Raw genomic sequence first — 21,933 nt, forward strand, 5'->3', positions numbered from 1 at the left:
GTCGCGCATGTGGGCCGCTACCGCTTCCACCAAAGCATTCCAACAGTCACATCGCATGAGCCCTTGCCCGCCGCAGCGGACGTAAACTGTTGGAATTTGTACTGATTGCTGCCCTGGACCGTCTCGAACGACAGTCGGAAAAGGTTGCTGAGTGTGACGGTGGACGACCCACCGTTGGTAATGGTGGCGGTGGCGGTTTCGTAGACCACGGAGTTGCCATCCGACACGTTGATCAACCTGGCCTTTGTATTGCCCGATGCGCCAGCTACGCCACTTACGGTAACGGTGCCGGATATCTCCATGAAAACGGGAATGTCGCTGGGGTTGTCGATCGTCAGCGTCTCGACATCGTGCCAGACGCCGTTGCCGTTTAAGTTAGTCGCGACAGCATGCAACTCGGCGCTGTCGGTGACAGCCCCAAAATCGAGGTTGCTCGTCCCAACTACCAGGTTGCCAATGTTTGCCGTGCCGGCCACGAAGTTGTTGACGACTGCATCGCCTATCTCGGCCCATCCGATCACGGCATTGGCGATATCTGCCCAATCGACCTTGACGCCGTTGAGCCAAAGGACGCTGCCGGTATAGACAAAGGGCGTACCGGAGTTGGTGCCGTCAGTGATAACAAACTGACCCGCATTGATCATCACGCGGCTGAACGGCAGCGCTGGATTGCCGCCGGTGAAACCAGCTTCCCACAGGGTGCCCGCTGATATCCAATCATCACCGACCGTTGCGCGGACCTGAAGCACAACGCGGGCGACGACGTCACCAGCGCCCGCCTCTGCCGTCATCCGCCACAGGACACCGGCCTCAACGTCGCCAATGATGGCTTGCACCGCGTCCAGGATTGCAGCCTGCGCGGCAAGACCATCTTCGGTCTGCTCGATCGACGCCGACATTTCCGTCATTGCAACCGCGGTCGCATTCTGAAACCGCCGCGCTACGCTATGCAGATCAATGCTGGCGCCGGTCGCATCTGCAGAGCCTGCGGCGATGACATCCATGCGGGCGGACAACTCGTCCATTTCCGATTGGATGCGCTGCAGCGTCTCGTAGGCATCGCCCTTCACGTTGGCCAGATAGACATCGACGTCGCTGGGAACCAGATCGGTTGTGACGGTCGCGCCCGCAGACCATGCCGTAACGCGCAGCGGGTCCGTCACCAGCTTGGTCTTGACCGTGTATTCCGTCCCGGCAATGACGCCTTCGGCCAGCAGCGTTACCGTCGTGCCGACCGGAACCGTCTTGTAGATGATCGAAGTCGGCTGCGCGGTCGGGTAGTACTGGACCTCAACCGCCGTAACGGTGGCGTCCTGCGGCGCTGACCATGAGGCCCGGATTGCTGGCGCAAGCCTGCCGTCCGCGCCGCTGATGCTCACCGCGACAAGGGTAAAGTCCTGCACCTCATTCAGATAGGTCGGAGTGCCCGGAGGCGTCGGAACGATGATTGCCGGTGGCGACACGGCGCCGTAGATCGCGCCGTCACGCTCCTGCAACGACACTTGGATATTACGCGGCCCGTCGCTGTCCAACGACATCAACTGCGTTTCGGTGACGATGTAGGTCTTGTTGCCGTACCGGGTCGAATTCCACTGCACCCAATCGCCCGGCTCCAGAACCTGGAAGCGTGGACGCAACGTGACAGTTGCGGTCGCCTCATAGCGGTTTTCGTAGAGGTAGATCGATGCCAGTTGCGCCGCCTGACGCTGCGAGCGGACTTGCGGGAAATCAATGGCAAGATCGCGCGTGCGACGGTCGAGCGTGACATGGGCGGCCGATATCTGCGGCTCGTAGCCCACCATTGACCAGAGATTGTCGGGATCGGGGAAGTTGCCCGACACCGAATTGACCAATTCGCTTTGAGACCGCTTGGCGCGATACCGTACCGGAGCCGTGGTGATCAGGTCATCGTCGGTAAAGGTGATGACCGTGGGCTGATCGGAGCCGACAATCGGCCACGATCCTTCAACACCATCGACCGACATGGCCCCGCACGAAAGCGCGATGCTCTCGATGTTGTCGCCATGCGTCGACATGCAGTCGAGCAGAATCGAGCAGCGATAGCGCTTCTCGTCGTCAACCGTCTCGTCGCAGATGTTCGCCGCAGCGGTCCACTTGTCGAGCGGCAAGTCACCGGCCGGCATATCCATGCCGCAAAACAGATCGCCGTTGACGGAAAAGCCTCGCCGGTAATTGTACTCGATGACGATGGGGTTTTCGGAAAATTCATGCGTTGCCGGGTCATTCCAGCGATGCGAGCCGGAGCCGCCGACACTGGAATCCTTGCGCCAGTCGTAAAGTTTGGCGGCGCGCACCTCGAAGAAGAAGTCGGGGAACTGGCTGTTCTTGCTCTGGTCGAACGTCATCGACACCAAGATGGCGGTCAGCCCGACGCCGATATGGGCAGAGGTCCACCTTGCCGAAGGATTGGCGTTGTCGACCAGATACGCATTGGCCGTCGTCTGGCTGCCGTCCAGAAACTTGATCCAGATGAGATTGGCGAACTCACCCGATGTGACCGGGTAGCCTTTGTCTGTGTCAGCCGTTGAGCCGAGCGTTGCCCACTCGCCATTGATCGAAACGCGCGACAGGCCGTCAGAAGGGTAATCCGACAGCGTGTAGATCTGCTGGAGGAACTTGTTCGAAGCCCCATAGGTGTTGACGTAGCAGTCGTGGCCGGCAATCCCGACGAGGCCGCACGCAACCTGACGCGGCACGTCCGCACCATATTGGCGTTCGAACTGGACGCCGCCCGGAGGGGCTTTCTGCTTCTTGGCAAGCGCCTTCTGGATCAAAGCTGACGCGACATTGAGGCCAATGCCGATTATCAGCTTTCCGAAGAAGCCAAGCCCGGTGATGAACGAGCCAATGGAGCCGACAGCGCCAACGACGGCGCCGATCAGCGGTGCAAGAAATGGCATTGCTAAATCCTAGTTTCGCGCCGGGGTTAGTTTCGCGCTTGAGCGCTACTCGACCCGGAAGGCCGCTTTGACCGCGGAGACGGGCAGGAACAGCACGCGCTTGTCGTCTCGAATGGCGAATCCAATTGCGGTAAACACGCCGCCGCAAATCTCACCATTGCGCTCGATCACGCCAATGTCGCCGCGCTGCGCCAGTGTAGGCGGTATGGCAGCAAAACGAGCCGCAAACGCGTCTTCAACCGTCTCAAAGCCGCGTTTACGTAACTGCTTGGCCGCACCAACCGGAGTACTGTAGCGCCGCGCCGCCAATCCGAACATCGTCTTGCCGGTCACCGCCTCAACGGCATCGTCTGCGATCAGATAGCAATCGGATACGCCATATTGAGACGGCAAGCCTTGATGCTTCTGGATTGCGGCTTTCAACCTGCGCTCCCAATCGACAACGCGGGTCATGTCTGCGCCCCGGTCATTTCGCCTTCACCTTGCCCCAGAACACTTCCTCGCGTCCGCGTTTCGATGCGTGTTCAAACCACTTGTCGCCGGTAGAGCGGCGTTGCTGGTCGGTGTCGGAGCGCTTGCGACCGTTCATGCGTGTGTAATCCAGCGCCCGAGTCTCGCATTGGGCTACGAGCTTGTAGCCGCCTTCTGGATCGTCCTCATGGTCGATCACATCGACATAGCCGCGCCGCATCGGCTGCACGGTGATGAGCGCCCCGGTGTCGGGGTGGAAATGCGCATCAAGGATGGTGACGGGCCTGTCGCGGTAGTCTTCGGCCTCGATGGTCTGGAGGACGGCGGGTGTCAGGCCATCATCGGGCGAGGCCGCCAGCGTGATCGTGAATTGCTGTGCCGAAAGCCCGCTCGCGCCGGACAGGTCCGACACCTGAATGATGCCGCCCGGCTGATAGGTCACTCCGGCATAATCAAACGGCGATAGAGCCTTGACGAAGCCGTAGGTGCCGGTCCCGAAGTCGAACCTGATCAGGCCGCGCACATTCGTACGGCCCTCGTCCAGCAGGTCGAGGACATCGCTGTCGAAAGTAATCAAGCGGGCGTCTCCACCAATGAAAACGACACAACCGGGAGCGGGCCGTCCGTGACATTCCAGCTTTTCGGGATCGGGCGCATGACGAGCATGGGCTTTTCAAACCGCACCGCCGACCCGGCATCGGTGTAGCTGCGCGGCGGCGGCTCAATTGTGATTGTGCGGCTGGTGCCAGTGCCGGAAACCTCGGTGATACGGCCTAGCGAGCGCTTGCCTGTTTTCTCCAGTCCGATCAGGTCGCCGGGAGCAAGCACCAGGCCGGCGTCGACGCTACTGACCGCCAGCACGTTGCCGTTGGTTATGCTGTCCAGGACACCCGTATCCTGCGCAGGGGCGGCGTCTGCCGTTGCCGCATGGGCAAGTGGCCGGCACGTCACGTTCTGCGTCACCAGCGCCGCTTTCAGGCCGCCGCGCAGCGACTTCCACCACGCGTCGATGATCGGAAACTCGCTTTCGCGCAGCGGCACGGTCGTAAAGTCGATGCGCCACACCGGATCGGCAAATTGCGTGTAGTTCACCATGCCGTTGGATGGTGACGCCGCCACGTTGTCTTCAAGCATGAAGCGAGCGTGGCGGAACCGAATGCCAGAAGGCAATTCGCGTGGGAAGGTGATGGCCATTGCGCCCCGCTATACGTTGATATTGTGGCGGCGCGCGTCGGCCACAGCTTCAACAACACGGCCTTTGAACGTGGCCTTGTCCTGTTGAAGGCTGCGTTCCAGTCGAGCTACAGCACCCGCATCCGCACCGCGCGCGTCAATAGTCGGAGCGTAGGTGACACTGATGCCACCTCCGTTCTGGTTTGCCGGCGAGCGCACGCTAGGGACACGGGGGACAATCGTGCCGTTCGCGTCCGGGATAAACAGTTCCGGGCGCTTCTCACCGACGATATAGGGCTGACCCGCCCTGACTGGGCCGCCAGAGGCGCGACCGGGTAGGCCAAGCATCGCGGCAAATCCACCGGCATCCGCAAAGCCGAACCCTCCGGGGAACATACCGAAGGAACCACCGAAAAGACCCGCCAATGGCCCAGTCCCGAGCAATGCAGCCTGAGCCGCAGCAAGGGCAAGTTGGACTGCAAGGCGTTTTATCGCGTCTTCGGCTTTGGTGGAGCCATCTACCATCGAGACAAGAGCGTCAGCGCCCATCTCGAATAGATTGGTGATTGCCGCAGCCTGTGCCTCTCGGGCCTTGGTATTTGCTTCGATGGCCGCACGCTCAGTCTCAATCTGCGAAACCATGCTGGCGATCTGCTGCCCAGCCTTGCTGTTGAGATCGACGCCGGCGCGCTTCAACTCATTGTATACGCGTTGCTCAACCGTCGTCCGGCCAAGCTGGGCCTGTTCGAATTGCAGGCTGGCGATTACGTCATCAATAGCCTTCTTCTGCTTCTCGGCGTCGGAAATGCTACCCTTTCGCGCTGCACGCGCCGCGCGCTCTGCCTCTATCTGGAATTGCGACTTCGCGGCGTTTGCCCGAACGTCCTGCAGCCCTGCTTCGTCGATAAATTTGCCACCAGAACTGAATACAGGCCCCACGGTGCCGAGTGGAGACAGATTGGCCTTAAGGTCCTTCAATGCGGCGTCGGCTTTTGCCAACGTCGCAGCGTGATCGGCTTTCAGTATCTGATCTGCCAAGTCGGCGAACTGGTCTGCCAGATCCTTCACAATCGGGAATGTCGTCTGATTGTAGAGGGTTGATAGAGAGTCAGTTACCCGCTGCAAATCCTCTGTCTTTGCCGTCCCGTCAGCCACCTTGTCGGACAGAGCGACGAACGCGTGCTGCACATCAACGGCAGCATTCGTAAACTCTGGCATGTTGGTGATCTGCTGGACCAGATCATCGGCAGCCGCCTTCGTGTCAGCAATTGCCGCTCTGGCATCCTGCCAAGCCTTGGCAACGACATCGGCGGTCGCATCTTGGACCTGCTTCTTTTGCGCTATTCGCTCCTGCTCATCCGCATAAGCTTTGATCGACGGGAGCGCATCACCCCATTTCTGCGCTACCTGCTGAATAAGGTCGGCCTGAGCCTTTAGCGTTTCTTCGCTGTCCTCCGATCCCTCCATAAATGTCGAGAAATACTGGATCGCTGCCGCAGTCAGGCCGACAACGCCGATTGTGACAAGCGACATGGGGCTGATGACGCTGCGAAACGCTGCCAGCAAACCCGCGCCCGCACCTTGGCCGCTCGCCTTCATCTGCTCGAACACGGCAGAAAGCTGCGTGCCTTGCTGCAACGCGATTTGTAGCGGCGACATACCCATTGCGGCGGTGACCCCAATGTCCTGGAACTGCGCAGCGATGTTGGCCGTGTTGAAGCTGCCGCCGCCCATATTCGGACGATCAGCAAGCGCCGCGTTGCGCTGCTTCAGCGCCGCGATGCTGGAGAGCGTGGCCTGCCGCTCGCGTTGGATGGCATTGGTCATCTCGTCAGCGGAAATGGCCCCGAGACGATGCGCCGTCTGGATTTCCGTCACGCTGGCCTTGTAGCGAGACACGACACCGAAGATCGGGTTAAACTTGGACCGCATCCGCTGAAGTTCAGCGCCTTGATCGGCCAGCGCACCTGTCCATTCCTTCGTCGCCTGCACACCAACGCCTGTAATCTCGTTGATGCGCTTCTGGACAGTCGTGTTGATCGATTTGTCGATGCCCTTGCCGATGCCGGAAAACGACTTCTCAATCGACCCGGCAGATGCGCCGACAGACTTCTCCAGTCGCTTAATCGCGTTCATGATTTGACGCGTATCGGCAGAGATCGATAGAACTAGCTGTTCTTCGTCAGAAGCCATCAGGGCACCGTGGGGCTAGAATGAAGGTATTGATTGCAGCGACGTGCATCGCCGTGCTGGCGGCGGTCGGGTACTATTTTTTCGGAGAGTATCGCGAGGCTGAGCACGCGAGGGCCGCACAAGCCCTTGCCGATCAGCGGGCGAGGGCCGAAATGGAAGCGGAATTGAAATCCGCAGAAGACGCTCTCATTGCCGACTGCAAAACGCGCTTTCCATCCCAGTCAACCGAAAATCTGAAGGCGCTGTATCAACAGTGCCTAGATCGACATGGCGTGAACTGACGGCGATTTTACCCATACTTCGCCAGCAGTCCCGCCATCTCATCGTCGGTCGGCGCTTCCGGCTTCTTTTCGCCGCCGTGCATCATGTTGAACGCCGCAATAGCCGTCACATATTCAGTGAGCGTCGAGCGCCAGAAGGCCTTAGGCTTCCATTGAAGGGCGCCGAAAGCACCCTTCATCCAGTCATCCCAAGGAAACGGCTTTTCTAGTTCGCCGCCCCGTTTTCGGCGGCTTCCACGTTTCCCTCGTCGGCCTGGAAGTGATGCGCCAAGGCCTTATTGAAGGCGGTCGCGCAGGCCGCAAAGTCTTTGAGCTTCAGCGCTCCCACGGCTTTGGCAGCGTCCCCGTTGATCGTCAGAAGAGGGAGCGCGGCCATCACCGCCGCCGGCTCGACGGCAGAGAGCCGGGTAAACAGATCAGACAGGGACTTGCATTCCAGCGCCGTTGACACCGCCGCTAGCCTGCCCATCTCAGCCGCAATGACCAGATCGACGCCGCCAACGCGCAGGGCGACTTCGCCCCGCGCTCCGTTTACAGGAAGGTTGCTCATTACGCGGCCACCACGTCAGCCGTACCGCCCGAAGTTGCCGAAGCGCTGCCGGTCGAGTTCGTGGCTGTAACAGCAACCGTGATGGTCGAGCCGATATCGCCGGTGACGGGCGTGTAGGCGTCGGTCGTGGCCCCGGAAATGTTGGTCCCGTCCTTCTTCCACTGGAACGTGAAGACAGGATTGCCACTCCAGACACCGGGGAAGGCTTTGAGTTCGACACCTTCCTGAGCGATGCCGGCGATGGACGGCAAGAGCGAATTGACCGGCGTAACCGCTTCGGCGGTGAAGGTCAGCGCGCCCGCAGCCGTGAATGTGGCCGAGAACTCCATGTTCCCTTCCATTTCGCCGCTGAACTCAAAATCCGACACCATCCATGAGCCGGCATAAGCGCCTTCGCCAGGAACAATGACCTTGGCGTTGAATTTGGTGCCGCCGCGAACGTGGCCCATGAGGATCGCCTGCGTAGCACCGCTTACGAACGCTCCTGAGCCGTTGAATGTGCGGGTCACAATGCCTGGCTCACCGGTTTTCTGGACCGCTCCGCCCGGGTTGTTGCAGTCAGGGATCGTCGTATCGACTTCGTTGGCCGACAGATTGAAACTGCGGGTCTTGATACCGCACAGATTGTCGAAGACCTCGGGCGAAGCAGCGTCCCCGATTTTGATCAGCAGAAGGCGTCCCAATTCCTGGGGCATGGCAGTTTCCTTTCGTGAGGGAGATTAGTTGGACTGAACGACCGCGCGAAACTCGACGACAGCATGGCCGGTCAAACCATCCTGGTCGTAAAACACCCGCTCGCCGCGATGATCGAGTGTCACAAGTTGGTTGCTAGGCAGTGGCAGAGGGTAGCCATGCAGGGCGCGCCCGACCTCGTAGGCGATGCTGCGGGCGTCCTGTAGCGGGTCCATCCCATCGCGCGTCCAGACATGGACGTTGAGCGTGATTTCCTCGCCTGTGATGCATGTTGCATCGTCCCGAATGCCGAAAGTGTCGAAGCCGGCAATGTTCGGAAACGTCTGATTTTCCGGTGCGCGATACCAGATGCGATCCGCGACCAGTGCCGTGACGTTCGCAGCCTTCAGCAGCCTGTCGCGGGCGCACAGGACCAATTCTCTCGACGGTGCGGCCATCTATTTGCCCATAACCTTGCGAGTGGCCTTGTTGACCGCGTTTGCCATCTTACGGCGGATGCGGGGGCGAGCGGCGCGGAACGTCGGGAAAATATGCGGTTGTGCCCTCGCGCCGGGATGATCGACCTCGCTTGCAAAGACGTTGCCGTGCAGATGCAGCATCTTCCCCGGCTTGGCTTTGATCTTGTGCGGGCTGGTCCCAAATTCGACGAAACGCCAGTACCAGGCTGCGAACACGCCGGTCGCGTTCTTGTCTTTGGTCGCGCTGCCACCGACGACGGCATTGCTCGCCGGCCTGTCTGCCAGACGTGCGCCCTCAATGCTCGCCTTGTATTCCCCGGTTTCGACGGGAGCGCGGGCGGCAATATCGCCGGCCAGTTCCTTCGCCGCCTCAAGCTGCGCCTCGGCAAGCTGTTTTTCCGCTTCCGGCACAAGCTGGTTCAGCTTGCGCATCACCGCCCCACGACCGAGCATCTTCGCCTTGATGGCCATCAGACGCGCTTTCCGTTGCAGTAGAAGCGCACGCCATGGTTGCTGACGAATTCGGCCTGCCGGGTGATAAACGTATCAAGTCTGTCGTCATCCTCATCGAAAAACGGCGCAACAGACCAGAGAAACGCTTTGACCGCCAGCGTGTAGGGTGCAACCCACCATGCAATCCGAACGGTCAGATGCACCGTAACGAAACCGCCGCGTTCTTTTACCATCAGGCTGCCACTCCGCGCTCGCACAGCAATGAAACCCACTGGCGATCTGTTTCGGCCGTTACGTCGCGCACGTTGAACACCGTACCGTCGCGGGCGTCGATCAGTCGCCATCCCGCCGTGATCTGCCGCGTCTGCGACGATGCACGCACTGTGATGATCTGAGTATGCTGGCCCTGTAGGCGGCCAGCCATGACATCTTCGCCGCCACGCAGGTGACGATAGGCGGCGCGAACCGAGACTTGCGTGACCCATCCGCCAGCACCGGGAACCGGATTGCCGAGTTCGTCGGTGCCGGGCACCTCCTTCTGGCAATCGACACGGTAATAGAGATCGCCGGCACCGAGTTGCTTGGCCATCAGACACCCACCCTTCGGAATGGCGCGATCAGCGCGTCAACCGCGAACGGCAGGCTTTCAACCGTCGCGCCGACAACCATGGTTTCGCGATTGGCGTACCAATTGCCGACAAGGAGCAAGATCGCCACTTTGAGCGCGGCCGGGACTGTCGATTTGGCAGGGATAGCAGGATCGTCGCCATTGGCGGGAACTTCGGGCACGGTCGCATAGCCAGCCTTATACGCCACCGACACAGCCCCACGTTCGTATAAATCTCCCGGGAACGCGTAGTCGTCGCGGAAGCGGACAAAGTAGCGGCCGCCGGCATCAATTTGCAGAGAGTACCAAATGCCTTCCACCGTGCTGACCTGGCCGGCCGTATTTCGCCACGTAACCGTCGTGACGCTGATCACCGAGCCGAGCGGCAGGCAGAGGCCCCGCGCGAATGCATCGAAATCCTGCCGCCATTCTTGCTCGACCAAGCAGCGCCCGAGAATGCCCGTCCAGCCGTCAAGGTGATCCGTGGCAGCCGCGATAAAACCCTCGATCAGCGTATCGTCATCCTCATGATCGACGCGCAGATGCGCCTTGGCCTCGACAAGCGAGACGGGCGTTGTGGCCGGCGCTACGGTGCGGACGGGTGCGAGCATGGAAACCTCGAAAAGGAGGATGGAGCGGCGCGGACGCCGCCCCTGTCAGGGTCAGGCGACGGGCGCGTCGTAGGGATGGCCGCGCGCGATGACGATGCCAGCGGCAATCGATGTGCCGCTGTTTTTCGTCACTACAGTGCGGAGATAGCGCTTCGAGCCCTTGTAGCCGACCTTGTAGACGCTGTTCTGCTCCAGCGTGGCCGGAAACGAACCCAGAAGGTCAGCCGCCGTCACGTCGACAAAATCGCCGCCGGTCGTGGTGTCGGAATGCTGGAGCTTGGCGGTGTAGTCGCCGGCACCGGCAACCGCACCGGTATTGATGATGACCAGGGCCGAATTGAAGCCCTGAAGATCGATCGGCGTTGCGCCGGTATCGGTTGCGGCCAGGACCTGCGGCAAAAGCGCAGCCACAAGACCGAAAGAGGAATAGGTGTCCTTCATTGGACTGTCCTTTCGATGAATGGGGATGGCGAGATGACGGCCGACCGAAGCCGCCCGTCAGACGGATCAGGTGCTGATCTTCAGGAGCTTCATGGCTTCGAAGTTCACCATGCCGCCACCGACACGCTTGGTCGTGTAGAACAACACGTTCGGCTTGGAGGTGAACGGGTCGCGCAGGACGCGGATGCCGATGCGATCCACGATCAGGTAAGACCGGCTGAAATCACCGAAGGCGACCGGGAACGCGTTCGCACCAACGGCAGGCATGTTGTCGTCGTTGTGAACCGGCTTGCCGAGGATGGTAGCCACTTCGGCAGCGCCCGAAGGCGGCGCCCAAATGTATGCGCCTTCCGCATCCTTGAACTTGCGAACCGTGTTCATGGACGCATCCGACATCAGCCATGACGCACCGTTCCGGTAGCCAGACTTCAGCGCATAGTAGAGGTCGAGCAGCGCATCGGCAGGGCTGACGGTGGCCGTGGCGGCAAGGAAGCCGTCCGCCTTGCCGGAAGCAACGAAGCCGATCTTGCCCCATGCATAGGAGGCGTTTGCCACCTTGTCATAGGCAAGAATGCCGCGCGGCTTGTTGATGCCGTCGCCATTGGCGAAGGCAGCCCCTTCCTGCTCGGCGAACTCGATCGACACCTCGTCGGCCAGCCATGCCGCCAGATCGATGCGCGCATCGTCGAGCGAGGTTTGCGTGGCGCCCGGCATGGCGTAGATTTCGCCGGTATTGATGGCGATCTCGCGCAGCGTTGGCGTTGCAGTGCCGGAACGTGCATCTTCCTCGCCGACCCAACCCGACGTCGCGCCGCCCATGTTGACCAGCTTCTTGTAGGTGTTGGTCGAGATGGACATCGTGCGAGCCAGCGAGCGGATCGTGGAAACCGTGCCAAGAACGCGGTCAATGCCCGCCTCCATTTCTTCCGGCACCAGATAGCCGCCGTCAGGGTCCGACTGCGTCGTCAGTTTGGCCTTGACCTCGAGGTCACGCAGACCAGCATCGACGCCGCGACGGAAGAAACGGTTGAACGCCTGCGCGTGTTCCGCCTTGTCGGGGTCTTCCACGTTGCCAGCACCGCCAACCTTGACTGCAGCGAGCGCGACGTTGGTTTCGTCGATCGCCTTCTGGAGTTCGGTGATCGTGGCGTTGATGCGGTCGACCTTTTCGGTCTGCACCACATCTTCTTGCCCCTTCTTCAGGTCGGCAAGAGCCTTGTCGTTCTCTACCTTGAAGGCTTCGAACGTCTGCTTCAGTTCGTTGAGGATCGCCGTCGGGGTGCCAGCATCGGCGCGCACGGCGACAAGCCCGCGAGCGCGGGCATTCAGCATGACATGCTGCATTGTCGTTCTCCTTGTCAGGATTTCAGGATGGAAATGAACTGCCTTGCGGCAGCCTCGAAGCCTGCATCGCGCGCGGCTGGTTTGCGGCTTGCATCACGCTGGGCCGCTGAAACGCCCATCTCCATCAGGAGTTCGGAGCGCTTGTCTCGGGAGAAGCCGGCCTTTGCCAGCGCGGCTTCCGTCTGTCGGCGGGCCATAAGCCCGCGATCCATATTCTTCGCATCGGCGGTGTTCGCCTCGATGCCGTCGTCAACGACATCGGCGAAACCGTTCTTCACGGCCTCGGACGGCCCCATGAAGGTTTCGGCATCCATGAGTGTTTCGATCTCGGTACGCTTCATGCCGGTTCGCGCTTCGTAGATATCGACAATGGCGCTGTCGAAGCCGTCGAACAGATCGGCGCTGGCGCGCATGTCATGCCGATTGCCGATCACTACGCCCCATGCATTGTGGATCATCATGAATGAGCCGAGGCCCATGCGGATTTCATCGCCGGCCATGGCAATGATTGAAGCCGCTGAGGCCGCCCAGCCCAGCACCTCGACGGTCACCTTGGCCGGATGGCTGCGCAATAGGTTGTAGATCGCGATGCCTTCGAACATGTCGCCGCCGGGCGAATTGATCTTGACCGTCACGTCCTTGTTGCCGATCGACCGCAACGCCGCCGAAATGCGCTTGGCGGTGACGCCACCGCCAGTCCACCAGTCCTCACCGATCACATCGAACATGGTGATGGTGCCGTCGTCGCTTTCGCCGGCGGCGAGCGGCGTTTCGGCCCACTTCGCCAGCACGTCAGACGGCGCATCCCACTGGAAATTCTGCGGACGCTGAAACGTCTTTGCCTCAGGCAGCTTGCGCAGGCTCATCGCCATCACCTTTCTCTGGTTCGGATTTGCCGGCCGTGTTCGGTGGCGGATAGAAAATGTCGCCCGCGTCGCGCGGGTTGAGGTCTTCCAAGGCCCGGACTTCGTTCGGGCTCATGACACCCCATTGGAGCGCTTTCACGTGCGCTTCCCAGCGAACCTTGATGTCACCCTTCACCAGAGAGGAGCGGTTGAACCGTGCGTAAATATCGTTGTCATTGTCGGCAACAAGATCACGGTTGATCGTTTCTTCCCACGTGGTGAGATCGTCTTCGGCACTGAAGGTCACGAAGCCCTGCGTTTGGGAATCGATGCCAGTCCCCCAGCTAGTTGACTTCTCCGTGTCGCCGATCATGTGCGGCGGGACACCAAAGAACATCGCAATGTCCGAGCGAGAGAACTTGCGGCCCTCGATCCACTGCGCATCCTCGGCCGTCATCGCCAGCTTTTCGACTTTCATATCCTCTTCGAGGATCAGCGCTTTCCCTTCGCTCTCGCCACCTGCCCTGTAAGCGTCGAGGCTGGCCCTGAGGAATTCCAATCCTTCTTTCCCAAGCTTGCCCGGGTGCGAAAGCACGCTCGATACGCGCGCACCGTTTTTGAACACCGTCGCGCCATGGTTTTCCATCGCCAATGAAAGGCCGATGGTTTCGCGGGCATATGTGATAACGGAAACGCCGTGCACGCCATCGAGCGTCAGGCCAACGAGATGGAAAACTTCATCCTGTTTGAGCTCGACGCGCCCTCCCTTCTTTCGCGTGTAGATGTAGGTCAGCGTCAGATCGTCATTCTGCCTGCACTCGACGCGATCCGGGTGAAGCGGGATCAAAGCTTTGACCAGGCCACGAGATCGCACGATCATCGCGTAGGCATTGCCGCGCAAAAGCAGATGGGCGGTTAGCATGCGTTTGAACTGCGATGGCGTTTGCCAGCTATTCGGCCGGCGGCGGAAGATCGACCACAAAGGATGATCCGATGCATCCTCACGTGTGCGGGCATCGACCCGCTTTTTGATATGGAGCGGCATGTTGGCAACGACGCCTGACCTGATCCGGACACAGGCATAGACCGCCGCCACGCGCATCGCAGAATAGGGCGTCACAGTCGCGCCTGATGCTGTCAAGCTGCCGGCCCGCAAGGCTTCCTCAAGCTGCTGCGGCGTGTTGACGACTACGCCGCCGCCAACATCCTGAAAGGACGCGCGTGGGTGCGAGGTGGGCAGCGTTCCGCCACCGAATATGCGTGTCCAAAGGCTCATTCGATATCCTTCAGGCGACGAGCAGGCCGCGTTCGCGATAGATGGAATTGCCGCTTGCTTCCGGATTCCAGCTCATCAGGATTGCCGCACACAGCATGGCAATGACCGGATCGATCTTGGCACGGCCGGCGGCTTGTTTCGTGGCCATGTTGCCATTGCCCTTGACCTCGATCTTCACGTTGCCGACCGACCAGGACATCATCGCGGATCCGTCATGGCTGATCGTGTTGTCGCTCAGCTTGTGCTCCAGCCCCCACAACGCAGGCGATAGCGCCGGACCCTGACGAAGGCGATGCAGCATCAGTCCGTCGATCTGCTGCAGGGCAAGTGCATCGACGAAGGCGGCAATGTTGTTGGGGTCGAAGCCGACCGCATTCTTTTCCGGCAACAGGCCAGCATCCCGCACCTGGGCGGCAATCTTCGCGATCCGTTCGACGTATTCGGACACTTCGCAGAGGGTCAGGGCTTCCTCTTTCTGGAAGTCCAGCAGCCGCGGCGCGATCTCCTTGCGGATTTCCAGCACCTTCGGGTGCGCGAATGCATGACACCAGACGAGCCAGCGCCGGGTGATCTTCTCCCGGCCGATGACGCAAACGCCGAACAGATCATCGAGGCCGCCGCCATCGGCGCCCACCACCGCGACCTCCGAACGCTCGATCAGAGATTCCAGCGTCAACGACTTGTCGGCGCGCAGGTCCCAGAAGTCGGCGCCCCGCCATGCGTCGTCGCCGATGCCGATACCAATCTCGATGTTGAGATGCTGGCTGGCCCAAATCTGTTCGGCCTGCGCTGTGGCCCGGCCATTGTTTTCGTAATCGGCGACCAGTCGCGCCTCGTCGATCGAGCGGCCGATATTCGGAAGCAGCATCGGCCACCTGCTCTGGTCGCGCCAGAAGTCCTGGTCTTTCTGCAGGTCCTGCGGGAATTCGTAGAGAACCGGCAGCATGATCGGCGAGGCGCCACCCTGTCCGTCTCTGATCTTGCGGGCCTTGATCAGCTCCGTCCGCCAGATGCCGGCCGGCGCTTCATCCGACTGCGTCGTGATCATCAGCACCTGGCCGCCCTGTTTGGTGATTCCGCCGCCGCGAATCTGTTGCATGACAGCCGCCGCCTTGGCCTTCTTCCCAAGCTCGTGGACCTCGTCGATGATGGTCAGGACCGGAATTTCGCCGGTAACGATCGAGGTGTCGAAACTCTTGACGTCCAACTGGGTGCCGGTCTTGCGGCGCGTGATGGATTTCAGGTGGTCCTGCACGAGAAAGATCGACTTCAGCCGTTCGTCGAGCCGGATCATGCCTTGCGCCTGGTCGAAACACCGTTCCGAGATGTTCTGGCTGGGCGCGACGATCAGCATCTGCCGGTTTGGAGCGTCCTCCATGAACAGCGCCGTCAGGCCCAGCGCGGCAACGTAGGTCGTCTTCGAGTTTTTCTTCGGCACCATGCAAAGCAGCTCCCACACCAGGCGCTGCTTTGTGACTGGATCCTCACTGGCGAGGAATGCGCAAAGAATCTCACGGAACCAGTCGCCGCAAGCTTCCTCGAGTGCCGGCGTACCGGGAACGTCTGGCAGGCGCAGCCGGTTGAAGAATGCGACGGCTTTGGCCGCCTTCTCCGCGTTCACCGGCACGTCGGCCATTGGCATCTGGCCGGCCTGGATGCGCTCCCACCAGTTGGGGCACGCGAAGCGCGGCAAGGCTTCAGTGCGTTGCATTCTGCGCCGCTTCCTTCTCCAGCTCTGCCGTCAGGTCCTCGTCGGCAGCAGCGGCGCGCAACTCGTCGATCGCCTTCTTGCCAGGCCGTTCGGAGGCCCTTTCATCGCCGCGCGACGTCGATCCCATGGTGCGCTCGATCTCCATGCGGTCGTTTTTCTCGATCATGGCGCCGAGTTCCCTCAGCGCTGTCACGTTGCCGGCGTTCGCCTGCTCCATGGCTATCTCGAAGCGCCGCGCTTCCAACCTGTCGCGCATTGAATCCCGCACCTTGAGCTCGGCTCTAAAATACCGCTTCAAGGTCGCCGACGAGATGCCGACGCCGTTGGCGATACGCTGGTTCGCCCAGCCGAGCGCCAGCAACAGTTTGATTTTGTTGCGATCCTTGTCGGTTGGCTCATATGACGGCCGTCCCCGTTTCCCCAAGCCATCCCGAACCGGATGACCGAACAGGTCAAAATTCGGTTCCACTGAAAAAAAATCTCCACATGAGGGGGACGCAGGTCTAGGCCCGAAGGGGTTGCAGACTTTCGACCCCCCCCGTCAGGGCGGATGGGTCAGTGCCAGACGCCGCGCGTCTGCATGCTGTCGCGCTCTTCGCGCTGCTTCAACCTGTCGTGGCAGGCCTTGCAGATGCACTGCAAGTTGGCCTCATCCCAGAACAGCTGTTCGTTGCCACGGTGCGGCTGCTTGTGGTCAGCGACCAGCAGCGATGTGTTCGGTTCGATCCGTCCGCATCCTGCCATCTGACAGGTGAACAGGTCACGCACCAACACGGACCATCTGAGCTTCTGCCATCGGCTGGTCTTGTACCAGGCACGCCAAGGCTGTGTTGCGTCGCGCTGCTGCGACCGCTGCTGTTCGTTCATTGTGGGTATGCTTCCGCACTGCGATCCGGGCGGCTGGCTCTTGCCTTGTCACGGATCAGAGGTGGAGGGCGCTCTCAGCGGTGCAGCCTGTCTCCGGGCAGTTCGATGGTGTGAATCGCTATGCCAGCTTTTCGAGATCGTCAATACCGCATCGCGTGGCAATCTCGCGCCCGAACAGCATCGTGGAGATCAGCGCCTCCCGTTTCTCAGCGTCGATCTCAACGACCGTAGCACGCAAGTCAGCCATCAATCCGACCGGATGCAGCACCGTGTCACCTATCGCCAGACCAGTCGCGCGCTCAACCTTGTCGTCAGGCGAAATCGTAAGCAATGCGAAGACCTTAGCCATCTCCTTATCGGTGACCGGCACCGGCGTTTCGCCCGTCCCGAGCAGGCAGTCTATACCCTCGAATGACATCACGCCGACCCATGCGCTTTCAGCCTTCAGCAGCCGCACGAACACATGATTTCCGAGCAACGGAATTTCCACAGAATAGCGGCGGTTCGAGCGCGGATACCTCTTCCACCGTCGCTCGATCGGGCAGACCGCATCGATTCCGGCATCGCGCAGATCGACCGCGACCGAATCAGCACGCCAGCGAGTGCGCGCCACATACCAGGCCATGACGCCGTCGCATGAGGCCGCTTCCCTTCGCAGCCATTGCACCAATTCGGCCTTACGGCGCGCCCTCAGGAGGGCCGCTGCCTCGCGCTCGCTGATATCCGGCCTCACCACCATCATTCCGCCGCCTCGTGGACCTGACTACCAGGTGACTGCACCGCCGCCTCGAACGCATCCAACGCTTCCGGTCCGCCGGCCGGGAAGTACACAACGCGCTGATCTCCGGGATCCGGTATCCATGGCCATGCGCGGCGCTCGAACTCGACGCGCCATCCCTCGAACACAGCCGATCCGACCGGCACCGCCTCCATCAGCGGCTTGAGGGTCTGAAACCGCTCGCCGAAGCGATATCCCCGACCGAGACGCGCCAACCGGTAAAGCTGATCGACGTGATCGGTATGTGCGCCTCCGAGCAGCCGTTCGACCACGAACGCGCCCCACACCGGCCCGAATGGCGGGGCATAGTCATCCGGAGCCTGTGGCCTGGCCACCGGCGGCGGCAGCTTCTCCCAGCGCTTTTCGGCCAGATAGACCGCAAAGGTGCAGATCACTGTGCGACCGCCCACCTTGGCGCTGGCCAGATAGTCGGCCATGCGTTCGGCGGCCGTCTCGCGTTCATCCGGCGTCAGCGCCATTGCCGACGCGACCGCCTTTGGCACGCTGTCGGAAACGTAGCTCGGCCAGGCGGGATGTGTCCGCTTCACCCACCGCTCGACTGCTTTCTGATCCTCGTCGCGCGTCCGCGCTTTTTCTCCCCGTTCTGAATCGGTCGTTCTGAAAGGGTCGTTCTTAGGTGCCGGTTCTGGACCGGCAGGGGGTGCCGGTTCTGGACCGGCAGGGGGTGCCGATATACCGGCAGGGGTGCCGACCTGTCGGCAGGGGTCCAGCGCGTCGGAATCGGCATCGAGAACCGAACCCGGATCGGCATGTTTCGGGTCGAGGATGACGCGGTAGACATGCGGGCTGTCACGGCCGCTCTGCTCCTCCTGGACATAACGCTCCAGATAGCCGGCCTTCACCAGCCGCTCGACCGCCTCGAACACGGTGGAGCGCGCGCAGCCCATTTCCTCGGACATCTTCACCTGGCTCTTGCGGCACCAGCCGAGATCGTCGGTATGACGCCCCAGCACGCAAAGCACCTGTAGATCACGCGGCTTGAGCGCAGGATCCGTGGCGGCGCGCGCCGGAATGATGGAGAGACGCGGCCCGCTCATGACGCGCCCTTCGTGTCGAGCCGGCAATTCATCATCAGCGCATAGTCGGCAAATCCAAGCGCATGACCAAGCGCCTGCATTCGCTGGTTTGTCACCAGCGTTCCGAACTCCACTTTCGCAAGGCCACGTTCAGCCGCAATGGCACATATCCGGCGTACAAGCGCGCCACCAATGCCCTTTCGACGGTCGACGGGCGAGACATACAGAATGTCGAGGAACAGCATGTCGTGTCCCTCCGGCTGATAGAATATCGCACCACCGACAATGCCGTTTTCAACGGGTGCGTCGACGCAAGCGAAGATCGCTTCTTCGTTTTCGTCTATTGGGCAACGATCGGCAGGAATGGTGCCTTCATCCTGTCCCCATAAGACAAAGAGATTCGCGACGTTCAGAACCACTGGGTCACTCAAGTCGGCTTCTACGAGTTTGAAGCTCATCGTCCCGCCCTCAACCATGCGTCGAATTCGCCGCGCAGCTGCCGCCACGCTTCGCTTGCCCTGCCGCCGTCATTGAGTTCCCGGCGCGACGTCACGCCCATCAGGCCGCGCACCTTCTGCGCCACGCGCTCGTCGGTCAGCGGGCGCTCCAGCCCGTGCCGTTCCTCGAGGAAGACCTTGAACGAAGGGTCCTGGCACTTCATGCCGCACTCGGCGGCGAAGTTTTTCGGGTCGCGCGCCTGCGCCTCGCCGCGCTGTACATCTTGCCGAACCGGCGGCTTGAGCCTGGCAATGGCCCTGTCGACCAAGCCGAGCAGGAAGACCAGCGTTTCCGGCAGATCGACCACGAGCATGATCTCGTCGTCGGATGCGCCGGGATTGAATCGCAGCACCGGCGACAATTCGCCCATCGGCCCGCGCGCCTCGACGAAGCAGCCGTCGCCGTCATGGACGCGCGACCATTGCCCCGGCGCGATGGCGGCAAGCCGGGCGCGGATCATGGCAAGGCGGGCGGTGTCGTTCATTCCGCCGCCTCCCTGAAGCGCGCCAGGTAGCCGCAATTGGCGGCGACCAGCGCTGCCGCCATCGGCGGCGACACGGAGTTGCCGCAGCAGGATATCTGCACCGATTTCGGCAGCGGCTTGCCCTCGAAATCGAGGTCGATGATGTAGCCGGGCGGAAAGCCTTGCGCCGAGAACAGCTCGCGCGGCGTCAGCATGCGCATGCCGATATCGACGACAATGAAGGTCACGCCGTCTATCTCGACCTCGACGAACTCGCGCTCGTCCCAGAAGCCGTGCGCGCGCATGAAGTCGGCCACCTGGTGGGCGCGGGTGATCTGCGCCTCGGTCAGCAGTTCGGGCTGCAACTCGCCCTCGACATAGCCGAAACGGTCTTTCACCGTCACGGTATGGGCAGGCTCGTCGAGGCGCGCACCGTCGCCGGTCCCGTAGTATTTTTGCATGAACGGGGCGACGAGGCTCAATCCCGCGCCGCCTGCGGTGATGGTGTGGGTCGGCTCGTCTGCCCCATTGAATGGCTTGCCGGCATTGCGCATCGTCATCAGGTGCGGCGCGATCAGCATCGACTTGTTGACGTCGGCGGTCGCCGTGTGCGTCGGCTCGTCGAGCCCGTGGCCGGTCGAAGTGCCGAACTGGCGAGAGACGAAGGCGGCGATCACGCCCTGCTGCGGCGTGCCGGTGATGGTCGACAGAGGCTCGTCGGCCGGACGGCCGGGATTGACGCCGCCATCGCGCCGGCCGTCGTTGTTGTGCTGGGCGAGGAATGCCGCGGCGACACACACATCGGCCTTAGAGGTGATGGTCGCGGTCGGCTCATTGCCTCCGCGCGGTCGGCTCTGGCCAGCCCTGCCGCCGCAACCGACGAGCGTCGACACCGCGATGGCGTGCTTGATGCCGCCAGCAACGACCGTGCCGAGCGGAGCTTCCACATCCAGAACGCGCGGCGCCTGTCCTTCACGCTCGCCATAACCCATCTGGATCAGCGTCGGCGCGATGACCGCGTTCTGGTCTTTCTTGCTGGCGGTGATGGTGTGGACGGGATCCTCGACCGAACGGTTCGCGCCACCTTGCTGGGCATAGGACAGCACTGGCGCGACTATGCCGAGAGGCGCAGCCCCGCCAGGCCGCTTCTTGAAGCTGTTGGCGGTCACCGTCGCCAACGGCTCGCGCGCATCGTGGCCCGTTGCCCCGGTGTTGAAGCGGATGACGGACGGCGCGACCACGGCATGGTTGATGCCGCCCGCCGTCACTACGGAAAGCGGATCGTCGACCGAGCGGAAGCCCTTGCCCCAACGCTTGACGCCGGACGGCGAAACCTCGCCATGCGCCACGTCGACAAGGAACGGCCGCTTGGCGTCCAGCACGTAGCGCTTCACGCCGCGCGCCACCCGGCTCATGGTGGCGCTGGCCAGCGGGCGAACGGCGCGCAGGCCGTGCTTGGTCATGATCTCGTCCGACGTGTCGAAGATCGACGGGCACACCTGCGACCAGTCGATGATTTCAGCCGCGGTGCGATAGGGGCTGATGCCTTGAAGGTCCTTGAGGGTCAGTCCATGACCCTTGGCCCAAGCGGTGACGATACCATCCTCGCTGACGCTCGACGGAGCATGCGTAGGCTTCGGCCACACGATCTTCTGGCCGTCGCTGCGGGCAATCAGGAACAGGCGCTTGCGGATCGTCGGCGCGCCGAAGTCGCAGGCCCGCAACTCGCGCCACTCGACCTTGAAGCCGAGCCGGCGCAGCTGCTTGCACCATTTTTCGAACGTATGCCCGCGCGTCTCCGGATCGGGCATCAGGCCGCGATCGGTTTCGACCAGCGGCCCCCATGTCCGGAATTCCTCGACGTTTTCGAGGATGACGACGTCGACGCGCCCGCCGCTCTTCTGGATGCGCTCGATCCAGCCGGGAATGATCCAGGCGAGGTCGCGGATATTGCGCTCGACCGGCTTGCCGCCCTTGGCCTTGGAGAAATGCTTGCAGTCGGGCGAAAACCACGCCAGCCCGACATGCCGGCCGGCGAGATAGTCGAGCGGGTCGACATGATAGACGTTTTCCGAGACGTGCAGCGTGTCGGGATGGTTGGCCGCATGCAGGGCAAGGGCCGCCGGATTGTGGTTGATGGCAATGTCGGGCGAACGGCCCAACGCCATTTCGATGCCGGTCGAGGCCCCGCCGCCACCGGCGAAGCTGTCGATGATCATCGGCGGCAGGTCGGGTTGCGCCAGTTTCGGTTCGAAGTTGAGC

The 21,933-nt window shown here is 61.6% G+C and carries 25 protein-coding genes and 1 pseudogene; 1 reads left to right on the forward strand and 25 read right to left on the reverse strand.

The window, feature by feature from the left end:
* Positions 1–17: 17 nt before the first annotated feature.
* The 5 genes from ASD64_RS15795 to ASD64_RS15815 form a co-directional block, all read right to left on the reverse strand.
* Complete coding sequence (locus ASD64_RS15795) at positions 18–2,921, reverse strand: phage tail protein (protein ID WP_056106750.1); 2,904 nt, start codon at positions 2,919–2,921, stop codon at positions 18–20.
* Between the two features lie 45 nt (positions 2,922–2,966).
* Complete coding sequence (locus ASD64_RS15800; RefSeq protein ID WP_056106752.1) at positions 2,967–3,374, reverse strand: DUF6950 family protein; 408 nt, start codon at positions 3,372–3,374, stop codon at positions 2,967–2,969.
* 13 nt (positions 3,375–3,387) lie between these two features.
* Positions 3,388–3,969 (reverse strand): DUF2163 domain-containing protein, encoded by a 582-nt coding sequence (locus ASD64_RS15805; protein WP_056106754.1) that lies wholly within the window; start codon positions 3,967–3,969, stop codon positions 3,388–3,390.
* The gene (locus ASD64_RS15810; protein WP_244480813.1) at positions 3,966–4,526 is read right to left on the reverse strand and encodes a hypothetical protein; all 561 of its coding nucleotides are present in this window, start codon (positions 4,524–4,526) and stop codon (positions 3,966–3,968) included. Before ASD64_RS15810 ends, ASD64_RS15805 begins: the two co-directional genes overlap by 4 nt.
* 69 nt (positions 4,527–4,595) lie before the next feature.
* Positions 4,596–6,758 carry a phage tail length tape measure family protein gene (locus ASD64_RS15815; protein WP_056106758.1) on the reverse strand — a complete coding sequence of 721 codons (2,163 nt, stop codon included), beginning with the start codon at positions 6,756–6,758 and terminating at the stop codon, positions 4,596–4,598.
* Positions 6,759–6,778: 20 nt separating this feature from the next.
* On the opposite strand from ASD64_RS15815, the gene ASD64_RS15820 reads away from it, so the two are divergent.
* Complete coding sequence (locus ASD64_RS15820; RefSeq protein WP_056106760.1) at positions 6,779–7,039, forward strand: hypothetical protein; 261 nt, start codon at positions 6,779–6,781, stop codon at positions 7,037–7,039.
* 8 nt (positions 7,040–7,047) lie between these two features.
* Here the strand turns inward: ASD64_RS15820 and ASD64_RS20725 are convergent.
* From ASD64_RS20725 to ASD64_RS15915, 20 genes and pseudogenes are all read right to left on the reverse strand, one after another.
* Positions 7,048–7,224, reverse strand: a pseudogene (locus ASD64_RS20725) (phage tail assembly chaperone); the annotation flags it as partial.
* A 20-nt stretch (positions 7,225–7,244) separates the two neighbouring features.
* Entirely contained in the window at positions 7,245–7,589 is a 345-nt protein-coding gene (locus tag ASD64_RS15825) for a hypothetical protein (RefSeq protein WP_056106762.1), read from the reverse strand.
* Positions 7,589–8,284: a phage tail tube protein gene (locus tag ASD64_RS21750; protein ID WP_082550014.1), complete on the reverse strand. Its 696-nt coding sequence runs from the start codon at positions 8,282–8,284 to the stop codon at positions 7,589–7,591. The genes ASD64_RS15825 and ASD64_RS21750 overlap by 1 nt, the downstream gene beginning before the upstream one ends.
* A 24-nt stretch (positions 8,285–8,308) precedes the next feature.
* The gene (locus ASD64_RS15835; RefSeq protein WP_056106763.1) at positions 8,309–8,719 is read right to left on the reverse strand and encodes a DUF3168 domain-containing protein; all 411 of its coding nucleotides are present in this window, start codon (positions 8,717–8,719) and stop codon (positions 8,309–8,311) included.
* Positions 8,720–9,211: an HK97-gp10 family putative phage morphogenesis protein gene (locus ASD64_RS15840; RefSeq protein ID WP_056106765.1), complete on the reverse strand. Its 492-nt coding sequence runs from the start codon at positions 9,209–9,211 to the stop codon at positions 8,720–8,722.
* Positions 9,211–9,426: a hypothetical protein gene (locus ASD64_RS15845; RefSeq protein ID WP_056106767.1), complete on the reverse strand. Its 216-nt coding sequence runs from the start codon at positions 9,424–9,426 to the stop codon at positions 9,211–9,213. Before ASD64_RS15845 ends, ASD64_RS15840 begins: the two co-directional genes overlap by 1 nt.
* Positions 9,426–9,782, reverse strand: a complete 357-nt coding sequence (locus ASD64_RS15850) for a phage head closure protein (RefSeq protein WP_056106769.1) — start codon at positions 9,780–9,782, stop codon at positions 9,426–9,428. Before ASD64_RS15850 ends, ASD64_RS15845 begins: the two co-directional genes overlap by 1 nt.
* Positions 9,782–10,411, reverse strand: a complete 630-nt coding sequence (locus ASD64_RS15855; RefSeq protein WP_056106771.1) for a head-tail connector protein — start codon at positions 10,409–10,411, stop codon at positions 9,782–9,784. Before ASD64_RS15855 ends, ASD64_RS15850 begins: the two co-directional genes overlap by 1 nt.
* A gap of 51 nt (positions 10,412–10,462) precedes the next feature.
* On the reverse strand, positions 10,463–10,852 hold the full coding sequence (locus ASD64_RS15860) for a hypothetical protein (RefSeq protein WP_056106773.1): 390 nt from the start codon (positions 10,850–10,852) through the stop codon (positions 10,463–10,465).
* A 66-nt stretch (positions 10,853–10,918) separates the two neighbouring features.
* A complete protein-coding gene (locus ASD64_RS15865) occupies positions 10,919–12,196 on the reverse strand; it encodes a phage major capsid protein (RefSeq protein WP_200957840.1) in 1,278 nt (425 codons plus the stop codon).
* A gap of 14 nt (positions 12,197–12,210) precedes the next feature.
* Positions 12,211–13,062: a head maturation protease, ClpP-related gene (locus tag ASD64_RS15870; protein WP_056107125.1), complete on the reverse strand. Its 852-nt coding sequence runs from the start codon at positions 13,060–13,062 to the stop codon at positions 12,211–12,213.
* Positions 13,040–14,317, reverse strand: coding sequence for a phage portal protein (locus ASD64_RS15875; protein ID WP_056106776.1), 1,278 nt, complete (start codon positions 14,315–14,317; stop codon positions 13,040–13,042). The genes ASD64_RS15870 and ASD64_RS15875 overlap by 23 nt, the downstream gene beginning before the upstream one ends.
* Before the next feature lie 10 nt (positions 14,318–14,327).
* Positions 14,328–16,028 carry a terminase TerL endonuclease subunit gene (locus ASD64_RS15880; RefSeq protein WP_056106778.1) on the reverse strand — a complete coding sequence of 567 codons (1,701 nt, stop codon included), beginning with the start codon at positions 16,026–16,028 and terminating at the stop codon, positions 14,328–14,330.
* Positions 16,015–16,497, reverse strand: coding sequence for a hypothetical protein (locus ASD64_RS15885; protein WP_056106779.1), 483 nt, complete (start codon positions 16,495–16,497; stop codon positions 16,015–16,017). Before ASD64_RS15885 ends, ASD64_RS15880 begins: the two co-directional genes overlap by 14 nt.
* Before the next feature lie 86 nt (positions 16,498–16,583).
* Positions 16,584–16,895, reverse strand: coding sequence for an HNH endonuclease (locus tag ASD64_RS15890; RefSeq protein WP_056106781.1), 312 nt, complete (start codon positions 16,893–16,895; stop codon positions 16,584–16,586).
* Positions 16,896–17,013: 118 nt separating this feature from the next.
* The gene (nusG, locus tag ASD64_RS15895; RefSeq protein ID WP_162249082.1) at positions 17,014–17,520 is read right to left on the reverse strand and encodes a transcription termination/antitermination protein NusG; all 507 of its coding nucleotides are present in this window, start codon (positions 17,518–17,520) and stop codon (positions 17,014–17,016) included.
* Positions 17,521–17,633: 113 nt separating this feature from the next.
* Positions 17,634–18,731, reverse strand: a complete 1,098-nt coding sequence (locus tag ASD64_RS15900; protein WP_244480815.1) for a helix-turn-helix domain-containing protein — start codon at positions 18,729–18,731, stop codon at positions 17,634–17,636.
* Complete coding sequence (locus tag ASD64_RS20735; protein ID WP_162249083.1) at positions 18,728–19,168, reverse strand: GNAT family N-acetyltransferase; 441 nt, start codon at positions 19,166–19,168, stop codon at positions 18,728–18,730. The genes ASD64_RS15900 and ASD64_RS20735 overlap by 4 nt, the downstream gene beginning before the upstream one ends.
* Positions 19,165–19,692 (reverse strand): hypothetical protein, encoded by a 528-nt coding sequence (locus ASD64_RS15910; protein ID WP_056106786.1) that lies wholly within the window; start codon positions 19,690–19,692, stop codon positions 19,165–19,167. The genes ASD64_RS20735 and ASD64_RS15910 overlap by 4 nt, the downstream gene beginning before the upstream one ends.
* Positions 19,689–21,890, reverse strand: a complete 2,202-nt coding sequence (locus tag ASD64_RS15915; RefSeq protein WP_056107134.1) for a DNA cytosine methyltransferase — start codon at positions 21,888–21,890, stop codon at positions 19,689–19,691. The genes ASD64_RS15910 and ASD64_RS15915 overlap by 4 nt, the downstream gene beginning before the upstream one ends.
* Positions 21,891–21,933 lie beyond the last annotated feature (43 nt).

The organism is Mesorhizobium sp. Root157 (genome assembly GCF_001427385.1).
Lineage (GTDB): Bacteria > Pseudomonadota > Alphaproteobacteria > Rhizobiales > Rhizobiaceae > Mesorhizobium.